Annotated in this window: 20 protein-coding genes; 8 read left to right on the top strand and 12 right to left on the bottom strand. The window is 37.8% G+C overall.

Annotated elements, in window-relative coordinates; genetic code table 11:
* Nucleotides 1-118: 118 nt before the first annotated feature.
* From wecB to prsT (AC27GZ_RS15630), 3 genes are all read left to right on the top strand, one after another.
* On the top strand, nt 119-2,392 hold the full coding sequence (gene wecB / locus AC27GZ_RS15620; RefSeq protein WP_487096299.1) for a non-hydrolyzing UDP-N-acetylglucosamine 2-epimerase: 2,274 nt from the start codon (nt 119-121) through the stop codon (nt 2,390-2,392).
* Between the two features lie 198 nt (nt 2,393-2,590).
* On the top strand, nt 2,591-5,335 hold the full coding sequence (gene prsT / locus AC27GZ_RS15625; RefSeq protein WP_487096300.1) for an XrtA/PEP-CTERM system TPR-repeat protein PrsT: 2,745 nt from the start codon (nt 2,591-2,593) through the stop codon (nt 5,333-5,335).
* 16 nt (nt 5,336-5,351) lie between these two features.
* On the top strand, nt 5,352-8,012 hold the full coding sequence (gene prsT / locus AC27GZ_RS15630; RefSeq protein ID WP_487096301.1) for an XrtA/PEP-CTERM system TPR-repeat protein PrsT: 2,661 nt from the start codon (nt 5,352-5,354) through the stop codon (nt 8,010-8,012).
* A 602-nt stretch (nt 8,013-8,614) separates the two neighbouring features.
* Here the strand turns inward: prsT (AC27GZ_RS15630) and AC27GZ_RS15635 are convergent.
* From AC27GZ_RS15635 to AC27GZ_RS15665, 7 genes are all read right to left on the bottom strand, one after another.
* Nucleotides 8,615-9,358 (bottom strand): PEP-CTERM sorting domain-containing protein, encoded by a 744-nt coding sequence (locus AC27GZ_RS15635; protein ID WP_487096302.1) that lies wholly within the window; start codon nt 9,356-9,358, stop codon nt 8,615-8,617.
* A 274-nt stretch (nt 9,359-9,632) separates the two neighbouring features.
* The gene (locus tag AC27GZ_RS15640) at nt 9,633-10,697 is read right to left on the bottom strand and encodes a nitroreductase family protein (protein WP_487096303.1); all 1,065 of its coding nucleotides are present in this window, start codon (nt 10,695-10,697) and stop codon (nt 9,633-9,635) included.
* A gap of 18 nt (nt 10,698-10,715) precedes the next feature.
* Nucleotides 10,716-11,579 carry a ThiF family adenylyltransferase gene (locus AC27GZ_RS15645; RefSeq protein WP_487096304.1) on the bottom strand — a complete coding sequence of 288 codons (864 nt, stop codon included), beginning with the start codon at nt 11,577-11,579 and terminating at the stop codon, nt 10,716-10,718.
* A gap of 13 nt (nt 11,580-11,592) precedes the next feature.
* Complete coding sequence (locus AC27GZ_RS15650) at nt 11,593-12,363, bottom strand: PEP-CTERM/exosortase system-associated acyltransferase (RefSeq protein WP_487096305.1); 771 nt, start codon at nt 12,361-12,363, stop codon at nt 11,593-11,595.
* Nucleotides 12,364-12,457: 94 nt separating this feature from the next.
* A complete protein-coding gene (locus AC27GZ_RS15655; RefSeq protein WP_487096306.1) occupies nt 12,458-13,714 on the bottom strand; it encodes a pyridoxal-dependent decarboxylase, exosortase A system-associated in 1,257 nt (418 codons plus the stop codon).
* 10 nt (nt 13,715-13,724) lie between these two features.
* On the bottom strand, nt 13,725-15,323 hold the full coding sequence (locus tag AC27GZ_RS15660) for an acyl-CoA ligase (AMP-forming), exosortase A system-associated (RefSeq protein WP_487096307.1): 1,599 nt from the start codon (nt 15,321-15,323) through the stop codon (nt 13,725-13,727).
* 130 nt (nt 15,324-15,453) lie between these two features.
* Nucleotides 15,454-16,272 (bottom strand): patatin-like phospholipase family protein, encoded by an 819-nt coding sequence (locus AC27GZ_RS15665; protein WP_487096308.1) that lies wholly within the window; start codon nt 16,270-16,272, stop codon nt 15,454-15,456.
* Between the two features lie 245 nt (nt 16,273-16,517).
* On the opposite strand from AC27GZ_RS15665, the gene AC27GZ_RS15670 reads away from it, so the two are divergent.
* Nucleotides 16,518-17,282, top strand: a complete 765-nt coding sequence (locus AC27GZ_RS15670; RefSeq protein ID WP_487096309.1) for a S1 family peptidase — start codon at nt 16,518-16,520, stop codon at nt 17,280-17,282.
* Nucleotides 17,283-17,463: 181 nt separating this feature from the next.
* Here AC27GZ_RS15670 and AC27GZ_RS15675 read toward each other — a convergent pair whose 3' ends face one another.
* The 4 genes from AC27GZ_RS15675 to gpmI form a co-directional block, all read right to left on the bottom strand.
* The gene (locus AC27GZ_RS15675) at nt 17,464-18,888 is read right to left on the bottom strand and encodes a hypothetical protein (protein ID WP_487096310.1); all 1,425 of its coding nucleotides are present in this window, start codon (nt 18,886-18,888) and stop codon (nt 17,464-17,466) included.
* A 24-nt stretch (nt 18,889-18,912) separates the two neighbouring features.
* Nucleotides 18,913-19,689 (bottom strand): divergent polysaccharide deacetylase family protein, encoded by a 777-nt coding sequence (locus tag AC27GZ_RS15680; RefSeq protein ID WP_487096311.1) that lies wholly within the window; start codon nt 19,687-19,689, stop codon nt 18,913-18,915.
* Nucleotides 19,690-19,755: 66 nt separating this feature from the next.
* A complete protein-coding gene (locus AC27GZ_RS15685) occupies nt 19,756-20,919 on the bottom strand; it encodes a murein hydrolase activator EnvC family protein (protein WP_487096312.1) in 1,164 nt (387 codons plus the stop codon).
* Nucleotides 20,920-20,968: 49 nt separating this feature from the next.
* Nucleotides 20,969-22,564, bottom strand: coding sequence for a 2,3-bisphosphoglycerate-independent phosphoglycerate mutase (gpmI, locus tag AC27GZ_RS15690; RefSeq protein WP_487096313.1), 1,596 nt, complete (start codon nt 22,562-22,564; stop codon nt 20,969-20,971).
* Between the two features lie 145 nt (nt 22,565-22,709).
* On the opposite strand from gpmI, the gene AC27GZ_RS15695 reads away from it, so the two are divergent.
* From AC27GZ_RS15695 to gpsA, 4 genes are read left to right on the top strand one after another with little or no spacing between them, the layout of a single operon-like run.
* Nucleotides 22,710-23,138, top strand: a complete 429-nt coding sequence (locus AC27GZ_RS15695; RefSeq protein WP_487096314.1) for a rhodanese-like domain-containing protein — start codon at nt 22,710-22,712, stop codon at nt 23,136-23,138.
* Nucleotides 23,139-23,155: 17 nt separating this feature from the next.
* Nucleotides 23,156-23,431: a glutaredoxin 3 gene (gene grxC / locus AC27GZ_RS15700; RefSeq protein WP_487096315.1), complete on the top strand. Its 276-nt coding sequence runs from the start codon at nt 23,156-23,158 to the stop codon at nt 23,429-23,431.
* 40 nt (nt 23,432-23,471) lie between these two features.
* Nucleotides 23,472-23,975, top strand: a complete 504-nt coding sequence (gene secB / locus AC27GZ_RS15705) for a protein-export chaperone SecB (RefSeq protein ID WP_487096316.1) — start codon at nt 23,472-23,474, stop codon at nt 23,973-23,975.
* A gap of 20 nt (nt 23,976-23,995) precedes the next feature.
* Nucleotides 23,996-25,000, top strand: coding sequence for an NAD(P)H-dependent glycerol-3-phosphate dehydrogenase (gpsA, locus tag AC27GZ_RS15710; protein WP_487096361.1), 1,005 nt, complete (start codon nt 23,996-23,998; stop codon nt 24,998-25,000).
* A 40-nt stretch (nt 25,001-25,040) separates the two neighbouring features.
* Here the strand turns inward: gpsA and trmL are convergent, their stop codons facing one another.
* Nucleotides 25,041-25,505, bottom strand: coding sequence for a tRNA (uridine(34)/cytosine(34)/5-carboxymethylaminomethyluridine(34)-2'-O)-methyltransferase TrmL (trmL, locus tag AC27GZ_RS15715; protein WP_487096317.1), 465 nt, complete (start codon nt 25,503-25,505; stop codon nt 25,041-25,043).
* Nucleotides 25,506-25,554: the final 49 nt, after the last annotated feature.

Raw genomic sequence — 25,554 nt, forward strand, 5'->3', positions numbered from 1 at the left:
ATAAATACCGTTGCCAATATTGTCTTGGCAAGATAAAAAACTACTGCAAAATAACTTTCGCCGCAGTACACTGTTACCATTGTAAATTTTTTAATTAAGCAGCTTTAAGGATTTAAAAATGAAAATAGGGATTATCGTTGGCACTCGCCCCGAAATCATCAAAATGGCACCGGTTATACGTGAATGTCAAAACCGTGGCATACCTTATTTTATAATCCACTCTAACCAACACTACTCTGAAGAAATGGACAGTATTTTCTTCAAAGAATTACAGCTACCTACGCCTCATTATAATTTAGGTGTTGGCTCAGGTTTACACAGTAATCAAACCGGTAACATTTTAATTAAAATGGAGCCAATTTTAATAGAAGAAAAACCGGATGTCGTTTTAGTTCAAGGTGACACTAATACGGTTTTAGCTGGCGCATTAGCGGCATCAAAATTAGATATCAAAGTAGGTCATATTGAGGCGGGATTGCGTAGTTACGATAGAACTATGCCAGAAGAAACTAACCGCATAATGACTGATCATATTAGTGAATATTTATTTGCCGTAGGCCCAAATCAACATGCTATTTTGGCAAAAGAAGGTATTGAAGCTGATAAAATTTTCACGGTAGGTAATACTGTTTCTGACTCTTTATTTCAACATTTAGATATTTCAGCTAATACAAGTACTATATTGGCTGATTTGGGTGTGGTTTCTGGAGAGTTTTTCTTAGTTACCGCTCATCGTGCTTCTAATGTTGATGTCATGGCAAACTTGCTAGAGTTGCTGGCTTTATTTGATAAATTACATGGCAAATATAGTCAGGCAATTGTTTGGCCTATTCATCCAAGAACACAAGCCAAGCTAAAAGAATTTTCCATTGAAGTACCAAGTTACTTGAAACTGATTCCGCCAATTGGATATTTAGACTTCATTCAATTGCAAAAGCATGCTCAATTGATTTTAACCGATTCAGGTGGTATTCAAGAAGAAGCGTGTTTACTCGGTGTGCCGTGTATTACTTTACGTGAAAATACTGAGCGCCCAGAATCAATAGAAGTGGGCGCTAATGTGCTAGTTGGCCGAGATGCTGATAAAGCGCTCGCAGCCGCTGATAAATGGTTATCTAGTGAAAGTAGTGACTATAGCTGGAAAAACCCGTTTGGTGATGGTCATGTAGCGGAGTTGATTTTAGATATTATCACTAGCACCCAAACGAGCAGCACTGATGAAATTATCGTTGCTAACAATGAAAGCCTTTGTGTCGTAGGAATGGGCTATATGGGTCTTCCTATTGCAAGCCTTATTGCACAAGCGGGTTATAGTGTGACCGGTGTAGATTTAAATAGTGATAAGGTCGATGCAATTAATCGCGGTGAATGTCCTTTTGATGAAGCTGGGCTGCCTGAATTAATTCAACAAGTAGTACAGCAAGGATTTTTAAAGGCAAGTACAGAAATCCCTTCGAGTGAAACCTATTTAGTTGCTGTACCGACACCGCACAAAGACAATACCTGTGATCGTTCATACGTATTTAGCGCTGTTGATGAAATCATAAAAGTTGCCGAAAATGGCCAAACGGTGATTGTTGAGTCTACTATTTCACCGCAAACCAGTATAGCGGTAGAGCAACGTTTTAAAGATGCCGGTTTAAGTGTTGATGTTGTGCACTGCCCTGAGCGCGCCATTCCTGGGCAAACGTTACATGAATTAGTGCACAATGATCGTATTATTGGCGCGAGTAATCATGCTGCACAATTGAAAGTAAAAGCTATTTATCAAAGCTTTGTCAAAGGTGAAGTGTTCTTAACTAACTTAACAACAGCCGAATGCATTAAGTTAGTAGAAAATACCTCTCGAGATGTAGGAATCGCCTTTGCCAATGAACTGTCATTGATTTGCCAAGAATTAAATGTTGATGTTTATGAAGTTATTCGCTTGGCAAATCGTCATCCTCGGGTAAACGTATTAACGCCAGGCCCAGGGGTTGGTGGTCATTGTATTCCAATAGACCCTTGGTTTTTAGTCGAAAACACTCAAGCAGGTGAGTTTGTGCGTTTAGCGAGAGTAATAAATGACAAGCGCCCAAGTATTGTCGCAGAACAGGCATTAGCTTTATTAGGCAGTGATGTTCAAGGTAAGAAAGTGGGCATTTTAGGTGTCGCATATAAAGCGAATGTTGATGACTGTCGTGAGTCGCCAGCAGAAGCTATTTTGGCACATTTTAATCAAGCGGGTGTCGAGGTGAGTTACCATGATCCCTATGTTGCACATTGGGATTGTCCAAGGATTACAACGCTCAATGAAATAGATAACTGGGCAGATGTGATTATTTTAGTGACAGATCACGAGTGTTATAGCAATTTAACGCTCACAACCCCTTTGTTAAATACTAGAGCCTAAAGCCAAAGCCCATTGTAATAATGGGCTTTGTTGGTTTAAAAATAAGGGTTTTATGCAGGGTTAACTAGGTGATAAGCATCACAATTATTAAATGATAAACACTTGAAAGCCTGAATACCCATAAGAGTATGCATGTACCTAATCAGTAGAATATTGATTGGAATAGATATAATAAAAGAAGCCGTTAAGGATAATAAAATGAAATTTGTAAAAGCCACAGTTTGTTTAAGTGTAATGATGGCACTAGGCGCTTGTAGTGAAAAAGAATCCGTTGACTCTCACCTAACGAAAGCAAAATCTTATACTGAAGCGAAGAAAACCAGTGAAGCGGTAATTGAATTAAAAAATGCAATTCGTGCTGATATAAAAAGTGGTGAAGCAAGGTTTTTATTAGGGGAAACTTACCTTAATCAGGGTAATGGCGTTGATGCTGTAAAAGAATTAGAGCGTGCGCAAAGCCTAAAATATAAACATGAAAAACTAATTCCATTTCTAGCGAGAGCTTATATTTTAACTGATGCAGATGATGATGTGCTGGCTTTATCCGAGTCAGCCAAAGAGTTAACCAACGAAGCATCAAGCCAGTTTTTGGCTTACAAAACCTTAGCGGCATTGCGTAGTGAACAACCAGAATTAGCGAAAGAAAGTGCAAAGTTGGCCAATACCGCAGATCCTGAAAGTATGTATAGTAAGTTAGCCAATGCTTATGTAGCTTTTTCAGAAAATGATTTTGAGCAAGCAAGTGCTTTGGTTAATCTTGCTTTGGCTGAATCGAGTCAAAATCCAGATGCCCTTATGCTTCAAGGCCAAGTAGCTACGGCGAATAAAGATTACCCACAAGCGGTAACTAGCTTTAAGGCATATTTAGCAGAACAGCCAAAATCAGGCATTGTTCAACTGCTTTTAGCTGATTCGTTATTGAAATCAGAGCAGTATGACGAGGCAGAAAAATATGCAGATGCGATATTAGCTGCGGTCAGTAGTCAGCCTTTTGCGCATTACATTAAAGCAATGGCCCGCTTTCAAGCAAAAGATTATGCCCCAGCAAGCGAGCACGCAGAGGCTGCTTTATCGGCAAACTTTAATCAGTTCAATTTAAAATTAGTGGCAGGTGCAAGTGCTTTTCATTTGAAAAACTGGGAGCAAACCAATCATCACTTAAGTGCTATTGTGCAATATCTACCCACTGACCATCAAGCGCGAAGAATGCTTGCCGTCAGCCAATTAGAGTTAGGTTTAGTGGATGATATTAGCAAGACCTTGCATGACTTTACCCCTGTAAATGAATCTGACGCAGAGTTTTTAGCTTCGCTAAGCTATAAACTTCTTGAACTTGGCGCCGTTGATGAAGCCAAAACTTTAGTTGAACAAAGTGGTGATGTCTCTGATCTGGGTGCTGTACAAAATGCGCGCCAAGGTATTTTGAAATTAATGATGAATGATCCATCAGGGATGCAAGATTTACAAGATGCTGTAAATCTAAATCCTGAACTGATAGAAGCTGAATTAGCTCTAGCATTTTCTGCTGTGCAAACGGGAGATATAGAGCAAGCTACCGCTATCGCAGAAAAATGGAAAAAGCAATACCCTGATAAATCAGGGGCATATAACTTAATGGCTTCTATTCATATTAAACAGCAAGAATTTAGCAGTGCTGAAAAGGCGCTTGAGCAAAGCTTGGCACTTGAGCCTGATAATGTTTTTGCTTTGACAGAACAAGTAAGAGTTGCTGCATTTCGAAAAAATGAATCTTTAGCACAAGAAAGAGCAGATCACCTCATTAAGCTTTATCCAAATAACAATAGGGCATTACGTTTATATTTTGGTTTGAATCGTGATGAAGCGGCGCTACAAGTGTTGATGACAGCGTATCAACTCGATACAGATGACTTGCAGAAAGGTATGTTAGTTAGTGAAGCACTGGTTCATTTGAAAAAATCAGATAAAGCTTTAAAAATTTTAAGAGAGTATGAAAAAAACACGAAATTACCTAAGCGTTATTGGCAGTTATTAGTGGTGATTTATAAGGGGCAACAAGACAATACCAATGTACAGCTTACTTTAGAAAAGTGGCGGAAGGCTAGTCCATTCCACCTTGAACCTATTGTACTGTTAGCTGACTTTCAATCCAGTAAAGGAAACTTTGAGCGTGCATTAAGTGTAGTGAATAATGGCTTTGAGCATCACCCAAACAACTTAACATTACAGCTGGTAAAAATGCAGTTGTTACTAAGTGATAAACAGATATATCAAGCTAAAAATCTATATAACACTATTGAAGGGCGGGACATTGATGATGCATTAAAGCAAGGTTTGAAGGGACGAATATATTTGCTTGAGAAAAAATACAAATTAGCTATCCCTAAACTTGAAACCTTATATCAAAACTATGCAAGTAGCCAAAACGTTTTGTATTTAGCTTCAGCCTATCAGGGTGATAATAATGTTGCGAAGTCTATTACTTTATTAGAACAATACCTTAGTAAAAATGAGGATGATAGCCGCGTTAGAGCAATTTTAGCGGGTATGTATATCAGTCACGATAAAAATAAGGCGATTGAAAGCTATGTCAAAATTGCACAAAGTAAACCAAACAGTGTAGTCGTCAATAATAACCTTGCTTGGCTATATATGGATAATGGCGATTTAGATAATGCGTTAGTTTATGCAGAAAAGGCCTTTTCGCTGGCACCACAGGTAGCCAATGTCGTTGATACATACGGACAAGTGTTGCTGAAAAAAGGTGATAAACGTGCTGCTTTGAAAAAAGCCAGTGAAGCATCTGAGTTAGCAAAAGGTAAGGATATAGATATACAACTTAACTATGTTGAAGCATTGATTGCTAATGCAAGAAAAAATGAAGCGAAAACACTATTAGAACAAGTGTCACCTTCAACACCAGAGCAAACGGCTAAAAAGTCGAAATTAGCCAGCTTACTGTAAATAATAAGGATGAAAGATGAATAAAACAACAATAATAGCATCAGCTGTTGCATTAGCTTTAGGGATAAGCGCCTGTAGTGAGCAAAAATCATTAGAGCAATTATTAACTTCAGCCAGTGAACATAGCGCTAAACGTGACTTTGGCAGCGCAGTCATTGAACTTAAAAATGCGGTTCGCATTGCGCCAAAAAATGCTCAAGCACGCTTAGCATTGGGCGTGGCATACCTAGAACAAGGTAATTATATATTCGCAGAAAAAGAGTTAGAAAGGGCACAGCAACTTGGTATAGATTTGGCTAGTGTTTTGCCTTTATTAGCACAAGTTAAGGCAAAATTATTCGATTCACAAGCTGTTTATGACCTTATCGAAGTGAGCGCTGATCTGAATGATGATGATTATATTATTGTGTTAACCTATGCGGGGATTGCTGCTTTATCCGATAATGATGCCGATAAAGCGCAAGACTATATAGGTCAGGCTATTGCTATTAGTGAAACAGCTGTTTATAGCCAAGTAGGTAAGGCGTATTTAGCACGTTCAGAACAAGAATATAGCCAAGGCTTAACTGATATTGAGGCGCTATTAGCAGAAAATCCTAACTTATCTGAAGCCTTATTATTAAAAGCGCATCTATTGTTTTCTTTAGGAGATTATGAGCAGGCAGCAGGCGCTTTTGCCAGTTATTTAACCAAGCACCCAATGGATTACGGTGTGCGTTATTTTGAAATAGATAGTTTAATAAAAGCAGAGCTTTTTGAACAAGCGGAAGTTATTACAGATAAGATCTTGGCAAAATTTAAAAATGCTGCCTTTGCACTGCATTATAAAGCAGTATTACAATATCAGAAGGTTCTATATAAAGATGCTAAAGCAACAGCTGAACAAGCTATTCAAGCAGGCTCAGATCTAGCACTGACTAGATTAGTTGCAGGTGTTAGTGCTTTTCATTTAAAAGACTATGAACAAGCATATAATCATCTAAGGTTATTGGAGAACTTTTTACCTGATACACACCCAGTGAAAAAGATGTTAGCTGTAACAAAGATGCAACTTGGTTATGGCTCAGAGGTTACTGAAAGTTTAGTTGCCCTAGAGGGATTAACTAGCGATGATGCTATCTTTTTACAGCAATCTGCCGCTACTTTAATCAGTGTCGGTGATTTAGAAAGTGCACAAAAATTAATTGAAAAAGCTGAAAAATTAGCGCCAAATAATGCTAATGTGCAAGCGCAAAAAGGTTTGATTTTATTAAATCAAAATACCAATGAAGGTATAAAGTCATTAGAGCTTGCTGTTGAGTTAGATCCAAGTTTAACTAATGTAGATCTAGAGTTAGGCATTCAATACCTCAAAATTGGCGAAGATAGCAAAGCTCAAAATATTGCAGATAAATTAATTTCAAATCATCAACAGAACCCGGCAGGTTATCTGCTAAAGGGTATTATTGAAGCAAAAGCAGAGAATATTGATGGTGCAAAAGTGTCATTTGAGAAAGTTTTATCACTAGATCCTGATAGCATTGCCGGTTTATATAACCTAGCTATGATCTATAAAAGTGAGAAAGACATAGATGCTTCAATGAATTATTTTGAACAGTTAATTCGTAACTCACCAAGCCATGCTGGCGCTCTGGTTCAATATCTTAATGTAGCAAAAAATAATAATCAGTTGACTCGTTCACGCGATTTCTTACGCAGCCTTGATAGTGATAATAGCTTAATCTTAACTATTGCATTAGCGCAGAGTTTACGTTTGAACAATGAAGTAAATGAGGCTATATCAGTATTAGAAAGCTACTCGGATTCAGAGCAATTAACAGCGACGTATTGGTCTATTTTAGGTGAAAGTTATTTATCAATTAAAAAAATAGATAAAGCAGAGGTTGCTTTTAACGCAGGATTAAAACTAGCGCCAAATAACTACACGCTTAATTTAAGGCAAATCGGGGCACTTGAATCCCTTAATCGGTATTCAGATGCGCTTGATACTGTAAAATCAATTAAAGAGCATTATCCGGATAATGATAGGCTAATTATATTATTACCGTATTATGAACTGAAAGATAACAATATTGATGCAGCTACTGAAGCGTTACAATTTGCTAGAAGTAAAAATTTCAATCATCACTTATTAGATTTTGTGCATGGGCATATCGCTTTAGCAGATAAAAACTATCCTGAAGCAGTAGAGCATTTATCGATTGCTTTTGAAGGAAGTCCGACTGACGAGAATTTAATAAGTTTAGCGAGGGCATTGAAATTTAACCAGCAGCAAAGTGAAGCCGAATACATAATGGAAACCTATGTTGCTGAAACTAACAACCTGAAAATACGCTTATTGTTAGCGCAGCTTTATAGTGCTGAAGATCGGGAAAAGAAGATTAAACAATATTTAGCTATTAGTAAGGCATCACCCGATAATGTAGGTGTGTTAAATAACTTAGCTTGGAACCAATATAAAGTGGGCGATATTGCTTCAGCTCAAGAGAATTTAGCACATGCGTATAGTTTGGCCCCTAATAGCTTAGCAATTATTGAAAGTTATGGTGTTGTTTTAGAAGCTAACAAGCAGTATGAAAAGGCAATTGAACTTCTAGAGTTAGCTTTAAATAGAGGCTCAAAAGATCAAGGGGTTGAATTAAGTTTAACCAAGGCTAAAGCAGCGCTTAATCAGTAAGCTTTCAATTTGTCTAAATTAAAAACCTGTCATTCTGATAAAGAGGGATGACAGGTTTTTTTATGTATTGAGCATACATTTTTACCAAATAAAAAAGTTTTTACGCAATTCAACGCAGTAACATGGCAGTTAGCAAAAGCTACATTGATGCAGTGATAGTCATTCCTTAACAAAGAAAACTGGGTTGTTATCACTTTCCTGACAAGCTTAATAAGGGCGAGCCTAAGTGGTTATAAAATGCATTATTAATTTTCAGGTGGGAATAACCATTAGTTACAGTCAAGCTTCTCCTTACTATGAATCTATTTAGTTATCGCTACATAATTAACTATGGTATTTAGCCGGTATTATTGAAAATATATATGACGCTATCTTTGTGTATAAATTTCTGACATCAGTCAACTTAACTTAGTTTCGGCGGTTTTTTTAAATCATCATAAACAATCTCTTAATGCGTAAAACTCTTTTAGGTTCAGACAACAAAAATTTAGGGAGAGCCAGATTACACATAGAAAAAAGCCACTTCAAATGAAGTGGCTTTTTATTAAAACTTAACAAGTTAGCTATCCATGCTCATAGACATAAGCATTTATAAGTTAATGTTATGCTTTGCGCTTACGTGCTGCGAATCCTAATAAACCTAAACCTAGTAAAGCGATTGTAGAAGGCTCCGGAATAGAGTCACCAGTTAAATCGAAAGTACCTGATAAAAGGCCTGTGTTACCACGTGGTTGGAATGATGAAGAAAGTTTTAAATCATGTCCATTTATTAATGAATTAGTATCGAAGTTACCAGCAGCTAAACCACCTACTACGTCTAGGAATGCAGAACCAGTACCGTCATCTTGACCAGTACCTAAGTCAGAAGCTAGACCAAATAAAGTATCTGATTCTAATGATAACCAAAGAACACCATCTCCAGCAGTACCATTTGTTGCAGCGTAATCTGCGTCATCATCTACCCAAATATCAATTTTTAAATCAGTAAATTCAAATGTACCAATGTTACCAATATCACCAATAGTTCCTGAAATAGCAACAAATTCAACAAGTTCCGCAGTAAAAGTGAAAGTTAATTCACAACCTGGACAAAAATCACTTGGATTAGCTGGATCGCTGTTTAATTTATCAAAAATACCAAAACCTGTTAAAATTTCACCTGGAATACCTGCTACTGGTACTTCAACGATATTACCATGAGAAGCAAAATCTTGTAATGAAGGATAAGAGTCAACACTCTCAGGATCCCAAACTACACCGCCAACATTGATTTCAGATGCTTGTGCTGAAAATGCTAAAGTAAGTGCTGCAGCACCTGCTAATAAACCTTTCTTAAATGTATTCATTGTAATTCTCCAATTGTAATTCTATTTGTTAAGTTTTCGGTTTCCGTGCTCAGTAATAAGCAGATGGTATGCCAATATTTTATATTTTTTTTAATTTGTTGTTTTTTATATGTTTTTACAGTGTTTTGCTTCGGTGCTATTTTGGGGTTGCTAATGAGTGTAAAAAAAGCAGACACTTTTTTTGGTTGGAAATGATCGTGAAAGATCTTTTTGGATCGGGCGATTGCTAGGTTCTAAATTAAGCAATACAAAAAATACTTAATATATAACTTTATTATCTCACAAAAGTGTCAGCTGTTCGCCTGTTACTCCTGCGCTTTATCGGTTTATCATTATAGCCGATACGTAAAAACATTAAGCCATATTCTTTAGATGAAGCACTTTTATTTACTATATCACTCATTTTAGTGGCTATAGTATTTAATTGAGGCTTTAATTCATCTTCGCAAGCAATATGACCTAGCGAGAATATTCCTGGGGCTGCGTAAGGTTGTACTGATAATCCTTGCTGGCTAGCTTGTAACCATACTCTTTGTATTGCTCGGCCCGCTTTGATGACACTTTGGCGATCTTTATCCTTCATTGTGACTAATACTAATGCAGGAGATAAAATAATTGGTATACGTACTGAGCGGAACCCTAGCATTGCTGCACCACCAATCTTGTTCATAAAGTTCATTACAGACCATTTTTTCATTTGCTTGAACATTGGCTGAGCTGGCTTTTCAATAGCAAGAACAGAAACAGGCATGCCTTCCTCTGAGTTCTCATTATCAAAATGTACGGTAGAAAATAATTCTTGATGTAAAATTTTACTCTTAAAACGGATGGTCTCAGCTTGCTGAATAACGGGTAATACGGCTTTTATGGCTTTTTTACTAGTAAAAGTTAATAAGTTACATTCATGATATTTAGCGGCATTAGTCAGTAGGCTTAATGTATCTGATTTAATTGGCCCTTTAAATGGAAAGCGTCTATCGGTGCAACGCTTAGGAATTTCATCCACGAGCGCTTCTGTCTCATTCGCAGGTGTTAATGAAGGTAAAAAGTATATGTGGGCTACAAGTAACTCATTATGTTGTTCATCAGGAAAATAATCTATTTTTGTGGATAAAGGAAGGCTTTCAGCACAAATGATGATATTTTCAATAACTGCCCCTAGTGCAATATCTGATAGCACAAACCTATTATCAGACGCTTTGCCAGATCGTTTAGGATCAATCCACAGTTCAAGCGTGTTATCATTTTGCCAATGGAACTGGAAAGGTTGGCTGTTATCGGCAGAAGGCGCAAGAATTGCCGCGTCAATTAAGCGCTGTTTTTGTTTTTCTGATAGCATATTTTATTTAACTCGCCTTTAAGTTATACCCATTCTTTTTTTACCAATAACAAAAGCAAGTTTTTGTATTAGGTTGTTATTACCACCAGGACGCCAAGTTTTTTTGAATTTATTGCAATAGGCATCAAAGTGAAGCCCCCAAGGAACATTGAGGACATCACCACGATTTAAAAATATTTTAATAACTTGTGATGCGGCTACCCCTGCAGCGAGTTGACAGCCCATAATAGTCGAAGGGCCTTTTTTATTCGCTAAGTCTAAACGTGTGGGATCAACTAAATAAGATTGTTGTAGGGCAGCTGGTGTCAGTCCAAGAAAAAATTTTAGATATTGTTCGTTTTCAGAGCAACCTTCTAAGCAAAAGTATTCTTCAAAAGTCATTTTACCGGGTAAAAAATTTAAATACGCTGTACCCATGCCTATAGGGGCTGCGGTAGTGGCTGCTATCGATTTTTCGGCACATTTTTGAAAAACAAGTCGGCGTGCATCCATGACAAAGAAATCTAGTGAATCAACATAACAGTCAACACCTTCTAGAAAGTCATCCATATTCTCTGCATTAATACCGTTGGAGAATGATTTAATTTCTAATTCAGGGTTAATGGCTAATGCCATGTCGATCATGGCATCTAGCTTCTTTACACCATAGGTTTTCGTAGTTGCACCTGCTTGCCTATTAGTATTTTCACAGGCATATTCATCGAAGTCTGCTAAATTAAATTTAGTGATACCCAAGCGAATTAAGGTCAGTAAATGAGTACTGCCAACACCACCTAAACCGGCAATGGCAACACGTTTGGTCTTGAGTAGCTGTTGCTCCTCTTCGGTAACCCAGCCAATATTTCTAGAAAAAGCTAAGTCGTAATCAAATAGGTTTTCCATAGGTATCTCTGAATTATTTATCTGCTAAGTTGGTATAAGGAAGAAAGAACACTTGGTGCTTTATATCGTCATGAATTATTTTATACAGTTCAGCAATTGGCTGAGTAAGCTGAACATGAAATTTTTCTCTACAGAGATAAAACATAGCTCTTCTGCCATGATAATCTGTTTCTTCGCCTATTTGCTCAAAGGGTAAGCCGAAGCGTTGTAAACGTCGATTTAGTCTCGGTTCCATCATCACCATAATGCCAACATGGTTGCATATTTCTGCCAAGGCTAAGCCAGATAAATATAATCCCATGGCTATATTGGGGAAGTTTCGACGTTCTACTTCACTAAAAACGGTATCAGGATTGACACTATTTAATACAAAAGGTGTATTCTTTTCTTTTTCCCGTCTTCTGAAGTCAGCTAGCACAGCTAGTCTCGATATTTCACCAAAACCGCCACGAGGAAGAGTCTGTGTATCAACTGTCCCCGGAATTGCACTATCTAAACAATGTTCTTCAAAAGGTAACTTGAGTTCTGGATTGCTGGCTGGAGGGATAACTAACCTAATGCAGCCTGCGAAAACTCCAGTTCTTTTGTGCTCTAGAATACAGTGATATGAGTAACTATCACATTCATCTGTTTCCATTTTACTTTCATTAGCTGGTTCCCAACCTAGCTCATCACTATAGACGCCATAGCGTATTTTAAAGGCTTCTTGCCTTAAGTCTTTAGTGTCGGCAAATCTAATCCTGAAATACTGATTAAAGTTGTCAGCTATTGAATATTCGCTCATGTTGAGTCCGTTTTATTCTGATAGTAGTTATTAGTATAGCTAGTTATCTTAAATAGCTATGAAAAATATTAATTTAGCGCGTATATCTTTATTTTTAAAGCAATATTTCATTTAATTCAGGTTGACTTAAAAAGTCTTTTGGGCTTGCTGAAGCGCCATAGGCACCTGATTGATAAATGACAACATAGTCCCCGACATGACTTTGAGGTAGGTTAACTTTATCCGCCAATATATCTAATGGTGTACATAATGGGCCAACAATATTGACGAGTTCAGTTTTTGTCGCATGCATTTCCTCGGTACTGAATAATTTATTACCAATAGCAACAGGGTAATTTTTTCGAATAACTTGACCAAAATTGCCTGAATTAGCTAAGTGATGATGTAGACCTCCATCACACACAAGGTACGTTGTGTCTCGAGAAACTTTCTTATCAATAACCTTAGTGACATAAACGCCGGCTTCACCAACTAAGTAGCGTCCAAGCTCCATGACAATTTTAATATCGGTTAGTAGAGCTTGATGTTGTGTTAATAGCTTTGCTAAGTTTGTGCTTATCTCTGTGACCGAAATAGGCTCTTCATTAGGAAAGTAAGGAATACCAAGGCCGCCACCAATATTGATGTAGCTAATTTTTACTGGTGTTAATGAAATTAGCTTTTTAGCCAGAGCGAATGTTTTTTCATGGGCTTCTATAATAGCGGTTGCTTTTAAATTTTGTGAGCCGGTAAAAATATGAAAGCCCTTAAAGCAAATTTGCTCATAAGGAAGCTTTGTTAATAGCTCAGGTAAATACTCTTCATCGATACCGAATGGTTTTGAACCGCCTGCCATTTTCATACCTGAAGCTTTCAGCTCAAAAGCGGGATTTACCCTAATTGCAATATTGGGCTTAATGGCTAAGTCAGCGCCGATGGAAATGGCTCGTTCAATTTCAGTTTCAGACTCTACATGTAAGGTAATGCCAGCAACTATGGCTGATTGAATATCATCGTGAGTCTTCCCTGGACCCGCAAAGCTAATTTCATCTATAGGCATACCTGACTGAAGCGCTAATAACATTTCTTTTTTTGAGGCTACATCAAAGCCGCTGATATGACCCGTCATAAAATGTACTAAACTCGGGTACGGATTTGCTTTAATAGCATAATGTAATTGAATTTTATCAGGTAAAGCAGCTTTTAGGTTTGCTATTTTTTGGGCTATTAAAGCTTTGTCATAGGCATAAAATGGCGTGCTGCCAATAAGTTTTTCTATTTGACTAATTGTTTTACCGCCAAGCACCAGCTCATTATTTTGACTGGAAAATTGGTTGATATTTAGGTGTTTAGGCGGTTGCTTTGTTGTCATGAGGGGCTACTTATGCGTTATCATTAAAAATGTTACTGTATGCTTGATGTAGTTTATTTCTATCTATTTTACCATTGGCATTATGAGGCATCGAGGGTAGAACAATAAACTTTCTAGGTATCATATAGTTAGCTAGTTGTTTTTGGCAATGCTGTAATAGTAATTTTTCTGTTGACTGGATAGGCACTTGCTCATTGGTACATACAATAGCCACTATAGCTTGTCCTAAATCAGAATGAGGCACACCAATGGCTACTGCTTCAGATACCTTCTTGTGTTGATATAATATTTCTTCAATTTCCATTGGGCTAATGCGGTAACCTGATGTTTTGATCATTTCATCATTACGTGCGACAAAATATAGAAACCCGTCTTTATCTCGTTTTACAGAGTCGCCTGAAAATACCGCTAACTTTTGACTGTTTTCTACATCTGCTTGATTGGGTATGGGTTTAAACCTTGCAGCGGTTTTATCGGCTAAATTCCAGTAGCCTAAACTAACTAAAGGGCCGGTATGCACTAGCTCTCCTGTCTCACCTACATCACATTCACTACCGTCTTTCCGTAATACTAATACTTCGGCATTTGGTATCGCTTTCCCCATAGATCCAATTCTATTATCAATTTCATCTGGGCAGAGGTATGTTGATCGAAAGGCTTCAGTTAAGCCGTACATGAGAAAAGGTGCAGCATTAGGCATTAAATCACGAAGTTGTTTTAAAATAGTAGTTGATAAAGCGCCACCAGAGTTAGTGAAATAACGAATTGAGCGACTAGCATTTTCTGGCCAAGTTAATTTACACAGTTGTGACCATAACGGTGGCACGGCAGCTAAGCCAGTAATTTTGTGTTTAACTATGGTTTTAATAACATCATTTGGCAGTAAGTAGTCTAATAACACACATTCTGCGCCCACTAAAAAACTTGTAGTTAATTGGCTCAAGCCATAATCAAAGCTTAAAGGAAGTAGTGCAAGAATTTTATCTTTCTCAGTATTTTGTAAATATTGCACAACTGATTTTGCGCCAAGGACAATATTCGTATGAGATAACATAACACCTTTCGGCTTTCCTGTACTCCCCGAGGTATATAAAATAGCGGCTAAATCACTGCTGTGAGTGTCCTTGATTTTTTTAGCTTCGCCAGTAAGTTCAAAGAAAATTGACCAAGACAAAATTGATACCTGTTCTGCAGTGTCAATTTCTGTTGCGTTTGAATCAGTTAATACGATTGTAATTAAAGAGGTTAGCGTTTTTAGTACAGGCAGTAAGGCTTTATATCGAGCTGTATTGGTTATGAGGATTTTTACATCGCAGTCATTAATAATATGTTGCACTTGCGGGGCTTTTAACACAGGGTTAATCGGCACAAACACAGCATTAGCTTTACTGCAGGCAAACATAGCAACGACATTTTCAAAGGTTTTTGGCAAATAAATACCAACACGTTGCTGTTGTTCAACGAGCAGGGCGTGGTAACTAAGAGTCACACTATCTATATAGTGATTGAGCTCTTGATAGCTAAGTTGTTGGTTTTTTAAAGTGATAGCAGTATTTTCTGGGTATTTTACCGCGCTTTGGCTAATTAATTCATGTACAAAGGAGGTCATTTATCATCCTGAAAATTACTGATAACACAATAAGTTGATAAGCAATTGTTGCTAATCTGTTTTTATAAAAAATCGAGGCAACTATTATTGCAGTGAAAGATACCCTCAAGCAAGTTGATAGCAGTAACTTTTACATCTTCATTTTTAATGGGATGATTTCTTTAGCGGTTTGGTAACCAATATCAAATAAGGTGTTTTTTTGATCTTGTGACATTTTAAAATCAACTCCTGAGCATTCTCCTGTATTGATGACAATAGTATTATGCCAAAAGTTTTCGTTAATATATTCACGAGAAATAGTGGTCATAAAAGCTCTAATCAATAAAGTAATGTAATTAAAAATAGGGAAAAATCCTGAAGTTTTTATTTCATCATATTCATTTTCACTGCGCAGGCGAAAACACAATATTGGTGTGCCTTGGCTATCCCAGTCTCGGTGTAAGGCATCTTCAGATAAAATACTGCCATCCACCATAATATGCTTGCCAAAAGATTGAAAACTAAAAACTAATGGAATGGACATCGAAAACCTTACTGCTCTTGATACTTTCATGGTGGGTGTATTTTCCCGATTAAAGATAACAGGCTTGCCATTGGTGACATCGGTAGCAACTATGTGTAGGTTTTTGTCTAGTTCCTGAAATGTCTTTCCCGAGAGTTTTTTATCCACCCATTTTTCAAATACATCCCCTGAGCTCAAGCCTCCGTGGCGAATGAGCTTGAAAATAGAGAATTCTCTAAAGCGGTTATAGTCGGTTTCAAAGGCAATTTTTCTACTCTCATTGAGTGTTAATCCGGCAGCATGAAAACTGGCAACGATACTACCACCAGATACACCCACTAAACTCTCAAAATGGATATCTAAATCATTTAACGCTCTTAATACACCTAAGTGTGCGGGTAATCGTGTGCCGCCACCTGCAAAAATGGGAATGATATTACTAGACATTGTTTCTCTCTATAAATTAACCAGTTATTTCTAAGTATGGACAAGAGTTGAAATTTTGCGAATGTTCTATCCATATTTGATTTCAGGTAGACTAAAAGAGAATTATGTTTACCTAATATCCTTGCAGAAAGCCTGTGATGCTTTAGTTGTGAATTAAGGTTATGCTTAATTGTTAATAGTAGTAGAAATAAGAATTTAATCTCGACAGCTATTTAGTGGAAATTTATCGACAATAAAGGACGTTTATGAAAACAATATACGGTTTACTCTTTAGTCTTCTTCTTTTTGTGATACCTGTGGCGAATGCTGAATTTGTTGACGTTGTGGCCAACATTAAACCTTCGGTAGTTGGTATCGGTGTTCATACACCAACCTCTCAGCCACAAAATATTCTAATGGGCTCTGGATTTGTTATTGGCAATGGCCTTTATGTCGTCACAAATGCCCATGTTTTACCTGAGCAGCTCGATAAAGACTTATTACAAAAAATGGCGGTTTTTATTGGCTCAGGAAAACAGGCAAAAGTGAGGCATGCTGACATTGTCGCAACCTCAGATTTATATGATTTAGCTATTTTAAAAATTTCAGGCGCTCCTTTACCAGCCATGACATTGGCAAATAGTGATTTTAGGCCTGACGGTAGTTATGTTGCATTTACAGGCTTTCCTATTGGCAGTATTTTAGGCTTATACCCAGTTACGCATCGCGGCATGATAGCTAGCACTACACCTACGGTTACTCCAGTGCAATCAGCCGGCCAAATGACAGTTAAAATGCTTAGAAGAATGCGTAACCCCTATCTAGTGTATCAGTTAGATGCTACCGCTTATCCAGGCAATAGTGGTAGCGCTATGTATGATATGAAAACTGGCGAAGTACTTGGCATTATTAATAAAGTGTTTGTTCAAGAAACGAAAGAAGGGGTGATAAGTAACCCAAGTGGTATTACATATGCCATCCCCGTAAAGTATCTACATGAAATTATAAAAGAGCATAAGATTAAACTTTAAATATTCACTAAAAGCTTGTTGGTTTATTGCAGGTACTTACCTTTAAATCACTTTAACCATGATAGTAAGTAAAGAGCATAGATTTGAACTTGAAAAGCAACTAGAGCTTGGAAGAGGGAAGGCGTGTAGTTATGATGACACTACACGCTTGTTAAACGTCAATATTAGGGCTTATGGGCTATTACTTAGCTGTAGTTAAACTAATTACGGCTTCAGCGACCTCAGCTTTTTCTTTACCATCTTTAGCGACTTTCTTTTGTTTTCTGACTAAACCACGTGTTTTGACAATGGTTTTGTTACGCTTACCGGCAATAACGTGATAGGTACCATCAAACTTAGTGGTTGGTAACATGGACAGTGGTTTTAGCGTTGATGAGAATAGCTGTAAGCTTTCATTACCAAATGGGGCTTCTGCCTCAAATTCACCAATCACTACCCATTTATTGACTTCATCAAAGCCAAGGTAAGAGATAAACTTATCATCGCCAGGTGCATCGCTTAAGTCGAGTAAATAGCTCAGTTTTTGTTCTTCATTATGTGTATGACCGACAATATAGAAATAACTTGGCTTATTCACTTTCACTAACAGTTGAATAGTTTCTTTTTGGTGGAAAAGTAGATCACGCTGCCCTTTATTGGTAGTTAATTTCGCCGTAAATGAGCCGCCAACAATTTGCCCTGAATAGAGTAATCTTTCAAAGTCCATTTGTTTAGGTTGATGATCAAATTTAGCTACCGAATCTTTATTGACACTGAGAACCGCTGCAGTGGCGATATTGCCCGAACTGTCAATGAGCTGTGCTTCTAAATTAATATGCTTGTCGGTTGCTTGATACTTACCTTGTAAGATGTAATCAGCCTCTTCCTCTGACAATACCGTACTCATTTGACTGCTTAGTTGCGTTTGTAATGCGCTGGCGAAAGGGGTTATTTCTGATGAATCATATGGTGTAAAAGGTTTAACGAGTATTTTAGCTTTAGCTAATTTTTTAGCTTTGATAATACGTTTATTCAGTAATAAGGCTGCCATAGGTAAGCCGTTAGCGACTTCTTCAAGATGCAACATGGCTTGGTTAACATCGGCTGAGTTAATTGCCGATGGGCTTATATTGTTGTCAGGGTCGATTATGCTAAGTACCAATGTTAGTTGTTGAGTTTCTTGAATCAAGGTTAAGAGTTTAGCTAACGCTTGGTACTTTATTTGCGCAGCGCTGATATTTTTAGTTTTCTGCCACTGACTATCAATGAGCTTTTGTTTTTGTACTATGGCTGCTTGATACATAGGAGAGCTTTTTTCACGGCTCATACTTGCATCACATTGAGTAACGTCATAGGCAGAAAAACATTCTGTTTGGGCGCCTAAAATAGGTAAAGTAGATGATAACTTACTGGTAAATTTGAATACGTCTTCGCTTTTATTAGACTGATGTGTTTGAGTTAAGCTCTCAACATTAACATATAAATTTTGTTGTAAATCAGCAATGGCATGCTGGCGCGCTTCATGTTCATTTTTGTGTAAGGCTTGGCCATGAAAACTTTGTGCTTGAACTAGAGTTGATAAACTGAAAGTCAGTATAGTTAGCAGTGAAGTAATGGTCTTATTCATGAGTTATCCTTGTCAAAATAATCGCTATTCGCTAATTGTTGCTACTGTTTGAACAGTTGATTTTGGAGTGTATAAAGTTGATAGAGGTACTAACTGTATATTATTTTGTGCCAATGTAGGAATTAATTCTTTCAATGCTACTACTGTTTCAGGGTGGGGATGAGCAATGGCAATAGCAAACTCTTGCTTCTTGGCGTATTGAACCAGCTGTTGAAATTGTTTGCTAATATAGGCTTTTGTTAACTGGTTATCTAAAAAAATATGTCTTCGTTGTACGGGCACCCCTAAACTACGGGCAATACTGCCAGCCTTAGAGTTAGGGCTGGTTTTACTGTCTAAAAATAATAAACGATGTTGTTTTAAAAAAGTCATTGTCCATGTCATTGGATTATCTAATTGCGTTAAATGACTCCCCATATGATTGTTAATACCGATAGCAAAAGGAATTTCAGCCAAAGAAGCGCGCAGACTATTAGTAATTTCTGTTTTGTTCATATCACTAGTTAACGCACCTGGGCCTAATTTTTTGCCGTTTTCTGCCTCCATGGGGATATGTAGTAGGACATCTTTTTGCTGAGAATTCGCTTGTAGTGCCAATTCTTTTCCATAAGGCGTGTGGGGTAAAACAGAGTAGGTAATGTTACCAGGAAGGCTAAGTGCGTGCTTGTCTGTGTAGCGATAGCCTATATCATCAATAACAATGGCCACTTTTGCTGGCGCAGCATATAGCGGTTTAAAAAAACAGGCGGGGATAAGAAAAAGTAAAAAGGAAATAAAAAATTTCGAAACTGCTGAAATCATTTAGTTGTTGTTATTAAAAGTGGGGGATAACAAAAGCATAGCACTTAGTTAAAATTTTTACAGCAATTACTTACACCAGAGTTTAGGGTTAACGGCTTTACCTTGATGGCGAATTTCAAAATATAAACTGGCTTGATCTAAACCGCCACTTTGGCCGACTAAAGCAATGGGCTCGCCTGTTTCAACTCTATCACCCACTGATTTAAGTAAGGTTTGATTGTGGGCATAAAGGCTCATATAACCATTACCGTGGTCAATAACCGTTAATAAACCATAGCCTTTTAACCAATCAGAAAATAACACTGTACCATTGTGGATGGTATGTACTTGGCGGCCAAGAGGTGCGCCAATTAAGACCCCCTTCCATTTCAAATGACCTTGTTTTCGGCTACCAAAACTTCGAAGTTTCCGTCCCTTTACTGGCCAGGAAAGTTTGTTTTTTAACTTACTTAAACCTGTTAAACGGATTTCTGCTTGCATGATAGCTTCGAGTTTTTTTAAGGCTGCAGTTAGGTTTGCTTCTTCAGCTTTTAATTTAGCAAGTTGCTGTGTACTAGATAAAAGTTTCTTATTTAATGCGGTGATGGTTTTCTTACGTTTTAATTTATTACTGTTTAATTCAACACGCTGTTGTTGTTGAGCTTTTTTTAATGTTTCTAATTGAGCGACTTGCTCTTGGTGTTCAGTGGTCACTTGTAATAACGCTGAAATGGTTGCCTGAAAATTATCAATTTCTTGTATACGCGCTTTATTTAAGTACTGATAATAACTAATGGTTCGTTGTATTTTTTCGCTTTGCTCTTGGTTTAATATGAGTTTTAAGTAGTCGTGTTTTCCTGTGGTATAAGCTGTACGAAGTTGTTTGGCGAGTAATTGTTCTTGTTGCTTTTTTTGAGTGGTTAATTGTTGTTTTTCTTCATTTAAGGACTTTATTTTTTCATTTGTGGTCTTTAAGTTTTGTTCGGTTTCATTGATAGCTTTTGCCACCTTCGCGATAGCTAAATCATCTTGTTTTAATTGTTGTTCTAATTTTTCACGTGCTTGATTGGTATTAAAAATATTGGACTGCTGTTTGGCAATGGCTTGTTGAACATCATTGAGTTTCGCATTGCTCTGCGCTTTATTTTTCTCGTGATCGCTATTTGCTGTGCTAGCAAGGGGAAATAATAAACAGCTTAAACAAAGTAAGCTGTTTATTATGGTGGTAAAATTATGAAACTGACGTGGCATTAGTACGGTATTTTTTTATTATTAAAATAATCCGCTCCAGTGTGCCGTATTAATCTAATTGCATCAATACCGAGCCAGTCATTTCTTTTGGTTGTTCCATTGCCATTAAATGTAGCAAGGTTGGAGACAGATCACTCAAAGCACCTGTATCAGCGGGTGTAGCCTTTCTACCTACATAAATCAGCGGTACAGGCTCACAGGTATGAGCTGTGTGAGCTTGGCCAGTTTTTTCATCTAGCATTAGCTCGGCATTACCGTGATCAGCGGTAATTAAACATTCACCACCGGTTTTTTGTAGGGCACTCACTACGCGGCCGATACAGGTATCAACGGCTTCACAAGCTTTTACAGCAGCGTTGAAATCACCCGTGTGGCCTACCATGTCACCATTTGGGTAGTTACAAACAATGAAGTCATGCTCGCCACTTTCAATCGCTTCAACAAGCTTGTCAGTTAATACGCTTGAGTTCATTTCAGGTTGTAAGTCGTATGTTGCTACATCAGGAGAAGGCACTAAAATTCGCTGTTCGCCGTCAAAAGTGTCTTCTTGTCCACCACTAAAAAAGAAAGTTACATGGGCATATTTTTCTGTTTCTGATATACGCAATTGAGTTTTATCGTGTTTCGCTAACCATTCACCCATCACATTATGTAAAGGCTCTGGTGCAAATGCACAGCTCGCATCAATGTCAGCAGCAAATTGCGTTAACATGACAAAATCACTGATGGCAGGTACTTTTTTGCGTTCGAATCCAGAAAAATCTTGCTCTGTGAAGCAGCGGCTAAATTGGCGAGCACGATCAGCTCTAAAATTCATAAAAACTAAGGCATCACCATCGTCAATTTCTATCGCTTGACCTGCTGGGTTTAAAATAGCGCTGGCACTGACAAATTCATCATTTTCATCACGCTCATAAGCGGCCTCTAGTGCAGAAATAGCATCGTTATATTGATACTGGCTAATGCCTGATACCATTACATCATATGCAGCTTCAACACGATCCCAACGTTGGTCTCTATCCATGGCGTAGTAGCGGCCAACAAGTGAAGCTACTTGGCTATTACCATCAGGAAATAATTGTGTGAATTTCTCTTGCGCTTTTTCTAATGAGGCTTTTGCGCTGCGTGGAGGTGTATCGCGACCATCTAAAAATGCATGCAAATAAACTTTATTGGCACCGCGGCTTTTTGCTAATTCAATCATGGAAAAAATATGATCTTCATGGCTATGAACACCACCTGGCGACATTAAGCCAAAAATATGTACCGCTTTATCTTGCGAAACTGCTTTATCAACCGCTTGACAAAGCGCAGGGTTTTGATTGAAATCACCCTCTTCAATTGCTTTAGTGATACGAGTAAAGTCTTGGTAAACAATACGACCTGCGCCAATATTGACATGACCTACTTCTGAATTACCCATTTGCCCATCAGGTAGGCCTACTGCCATACCTGAAGTTTGAATTAGCATATTAGGGTAGTCAGTTTTTAATTTATCTAATACTGGCGTATTGGCGGTTTGGATAGCATTATTACTACCATCTTCTCGGTAGCCCCAGCCATCTAATATAATTAAAACCATAGATTTTTTGTTTGCATGTGCCATTACTGTCGTACCTTTATAAATTTCTAATTGAATTGCCATTATTGTACACATAAGTGTTAGTTTAATTAAGCAAGAAATGATTCACCCCTAGTTACCAATTCTTCATAGCAAAAAAACTAATAATCTGTATACTGTCACGGTTTTTATTATTCACCTTTACTTAGTATTAAAAGGGTCACCATTTATGGAACAGTTTATTACTTTTATCGGCAACAATGGCATGTTAAGTGCGGTTTGGGTTGCTCTTGTTGTAATGATTATTGTGACAACAATTAAAATTAAAATGTCGCCGGTTAAGCAAATAAGCCCGCAAGAGTTAACTTTTTTAGTGAATAGAGAGCAAGGCGTTGCCCTCGATATTCGTGCGGAAAAAGATTTTAAAAGCAATCATATTTTAGATGCTATTAGCTTGCCTAATGAAAAAATTACGAAAAATGGTTTCGCTAGCCTTGAAAAGCATAAAGATACTCCCATCATAGTTGTATGTAGCGCTGGTATGAGTGCCGTGAAAGTGGCTAATGATTTACATAAGCAAGGTTTTGCCCGTGTAAGTATTTTAAAAGGTGGCATGAGCGCATGGACTGGTGCTGGCTTACCTGTAACGAATAAGTAATCTTTCAAGGTTTAACCATGGCAACTGTAGATATTTATACGAAAGCATATTGTCCATACTGTATGCGAGCGTTGGCGTTATTGTCTGAAAAGTCAGCAAAGTATGCTGATTTAACGGTGAACGAAATTAAAATTGACGGTGATATGGCTTTGCGTGAGACGATGATAGCACGTAGTCAAGGCAATTTTACCGTGCCACAAATTTTTATAGATGATGCATATGTTGGCGGCTGTGATCAGTTAGTGGCCCTTGAAATGCAAAATAATCTAGATACCTTGCTTGCGAAAGCGTAAGCAACCATTACATTTTTGAAAAGATAATATAGGAACTCTTATGAGCGACGAAAACCAAAACCAATCAGAAGCAGCAGCTAAAGCTGATCCACAATTTGCTATTCAGCGTGTTTACACAAAAGATGTTTCATTTGAAACACCTAACTCACCTGCGATTTTCCAAAAAGAGTGGAAACCTGAAATTAAATTAGACCTTGATACTCGTTCTAACAAGGTAGCTGATGATACTTATGAAGTTATATTAGCTGTAACTGTAACCGCAACTGTTGAAGATCAAACAGCCTTTTTAGCGGAAGTTCAGCAAGCAGGTATTTTTACTATCGGTAACTTACCAGAAGCGCAATTAGCGCATACGATTGGTGCTTTTTGTCCTACAACATTATTCCCATACGCACGTGAAACTGTTGCTAGCTTAGTGAATCGTGGTTCATTCCCGCAATTTAATTTAGCCCCTGTTAACTTTGAAGCATTATTTGCCTCTTACGTACAACAACGCGCTAACGAAGCAAAAGTAAACGCTCCAGAAAGCCCAGAAACTCACTAAGTTTCAAGATGAGTAGTGATATGACTGTTTCTGCTAAAATTACCGTTTTGGGTGCTGGCTCATATGGCACCGCTTTGGCTATTTGCTTAGCAAGAAATGGTCATGAAACATTGCTCTGGGGTCGTGATACTAGCCAAGTTGAAGATATGGCTAAAGCGCGTGAAAATACTAAGTATTTAGCGGACTGTCCCTTCCCGGATAGTTTAACACCCATTAGCGATTTAACTGCTGCAGTTCAAGCGAGTGATAACGTACTTGTTGTAGTGCCAAGTCATGCATTTGGCGATATGCTCAAGCAAATAAAACCATTATTAAGCGAAAGTGCAAAGCTTGCGTGGGCAACGAAAGGTTTAGATCCTAAAACAGGTGACTTATTACAAAATGTCGCCAGAAGTATTTTAGGTGAAGAGGTTGCCTTAGCGGTTTTATCCGGCCCAACCTTTGCCAAAGAGATGGCGGCTGGATTACCCACAGCTATTTCTTTATCTTCCACAGATAAAGCATTTACGCGCGAACTTTCAGATCTATTACATTGTGAAAAATGTTTTCGCGTTTACCCTAATGAAGATTTTATTGGTGTTCAATTAGGCGGCGCGGTTAAAAATGTTATTGCTATTGGCGCAGGTATGGCTGATGGTATTGGCTTTGGAGCCAATGCTAGAACCGCTTTAATTACTCGTGGCCTTGTAGAAATGACCCGATTGGGCTGTGCATTAAAGGCTGATCCAGCTACGTTCATGGGCATGGCTGGTTTAGGCGATTTAGTGCTCACTTGTACTGATAACCAATCTCGAAACCGTCGCTTTGGTTTAGCGTTAGGGCAGGGTGTGAGCGTTGAACAAGCTATGACAGATATTGGTCAAGTTGTTGAAGGTTATCGAAACACCAAAGAAGTATATATGCTTGCACAACGTATGGGCGTAGAAATGCCAATTGTTGAGCAAGTCTACCAAGTACTTTATCAAGGTAAGGCGGCAAAATTAGCCGCAGCTGATTTGCTCTCTCGTGATCAAAAAACCGAATAACTTTATACACTAACTAGCTCTTTAACTAATTTTCAAGTCCTTAAACAGCATTTACAAACCCAAGCTGACGCCAAGCATCATAAACAATAACAGCAGCAGCGTTTGATAAGTTCATGCTACGGCTGTCTTTAAGCATAGGGATACGAATTTTGTCTTTGTCAGGAATTTGAACGCGTACCTCTTCAGGTAAGCCAGAGGTTTCTGAGCCAAATAATAAATAATCACCAGCGGTAAAAGTTACGTCACCATAAAAATTATTGGTTTTGGTGGTGATGGCTAATATTCTTTTCGGCTGTTCATGTTCAACAAAAGCATTGAAGTTTTTATGACGCTTGATGTTAGTGAATTCATGGTAATCCAACCCCGCTCTGCGTAATTTTTTATCCTCTAGATCAAAACCTAGTGGTTCAATTAAATGTAAACGAAAGCCAGAATTAGCACATAAACGAATAATATTACCAGTATTTGGCGGAATTTCTGGTTGAAAAAGAACAACATCTAACATAATGATTTCAAACTCTGATTGCGTACAAATGATAATTTTTTGCTATTAT

The organism is Colwellia sp. SU-HH00943 (assembly GCF_057546125.1).

What these genes read in the sequence shown, in the direction of transcription:
- secB (WP_487096316.1), top strand. Translation starts at nt 23,472, where the DNA reads ATGAGCGACGAAAACCAAAACCAATCAGAAGCAGCAGCTAAAGCTGAT.
- AC27GZ_RS15640 (WP_487096303.1), bottom strand. Translation starts at nt 10,697, where the DNA reads ATGCTATCAGAAAAACAAAAACAGCGCTTAATTGACGCGGCAATTCTT.
- AC27GZ_RS15645 (WP_487096304.1), bottom strand. Translation starts at nt 11,579, where the DNA reads ATGGAAAACCTATTTGATTACGACTTAGCTTTTTCTAGAAATATTGGC.
- AC27GZ_RS15655 (WP_487096306.1), bottom strand. Translation starts at nt 13,714, where the DNA reads ATGACAACAAAGCAACCGCCTAAACACCTAAATATCAACCAATTTTCC.
- wecB (WP_487096299.1), top strand. Translation starts at nt 119, where the DNA reads ATGAAAATAGGGATTATCGTTGGCACTCGCCCCGAAATCATCAAAATG.
- grxC (WP_487096315.1), top strand. Translation starts at nt 23,156, where the DNA reads ATGGCAACTGTAGATATTTATACGAAAGCATATTGTCCATACTGTATG.
- AC27GZ_RS15670 (WP_487096309.1), top strand. Translation starts at nt 16,518, where the DNA reads ATGAAAACAATATACGGTTTACTCTTTAGTCTTCTTCTTTTTGTGATA.
- AC27GZ_RS15650 (WP_487096305.1), bottom strand. Translation starts at nt 12,363, where the DNA reads ATGAGCGAATATTCAATAGCTGACAACTTTAATCAGTATTTCAGGATT.
- gpmI (WP_487096313.1), bottom strand. Translation starts at nt 22,564, where the DNA reads ATGGCAATTCAATTAGAAATTTATAAAGGTACGACAGTAATGGCACAT.
- prsT (WP_487096300.1), top strand. Translation starts at nt 2,591, where the DNA reads ATGAAATTTGTAAAAGCCACAGTTTGTTTAAGTGTAATGATGGCACTA.
- AC27GZ_RS15665 (WP_487096308.1), bottom strand. Translation starts at nt 16,272, where the DNA reads ATGTCTAGTAATATCATTCCCATTTTTGCAGGTGGCGGCACACGATTA.
- prsT (WP_487096301.1), top strand. Translation starts at nt 5,352, where the DNA reads ATGAATAAAACAACAATAATAGCATCAGCTGTTGCATTAGCTTTAGGG.
- AC27GZ_RS15660 (WP_487096307.1), bottom strand. Translation starts at nt 15,323, where the DNA reads ATGACCTCCTTTGTACATGAATTAATTAGCCAAAGCGCGGTAAAATAC.
- AC27GZ_RS15635 (WP_487096302.1), bottom strand. Translation starts at nt 9,358, where the DNA reads ATGAATACATTTAAGAAAGGTTTATTAGCAGGTGCTGCAGCACTTACT.
- AC27GZ_RS15685 (WP_487096312.1), bottom strand. Translation starts at nt 20,919, where the DNA reads ATGCCACGTCAGTTTCATAATTTTACCACCATAATAAACAGCTTACTT.
- AC27GZ_RS15675 (WP_487096310.1), bottom strand. Translation starts at nt 18,888, where the DNA reads ATGAATAAGACCATTACTTCACTGCTAACTATACTGACTTTCAGTTTA.
- AC27GZ_RS15695 (WP_487096314.1), top strand. Translation starts at nt 22,710, where the DNA reads ATGGAACAGTTTATTACTTTTATCGGCAACAATGGCATGTTAAGTGCG.
- AC27GZ_RS15680 (WP_487096311.1), bottom strand. Translation starts at nt 19,689, where the DNA reads ATGATTTCAGCAGTTTCGAAATTTTTTATTTCCTTTTTACTTTTTCTT.
- gpsA (WP_487096361.1), top strand. Translation starts at nt 23,996, where the DNA reads ATGACTGTTTCTGCTAAAATTACCGTTTTGGGTGCTGGCTCATATGGC.
- trmL (WP_487096317.1), bottom strand. Translation starts at nt 25,505, where the DNA reads ATGTTAGATGTTGTTCTTTTTCAACCAGAAATTCCGCCAAATACTGGT.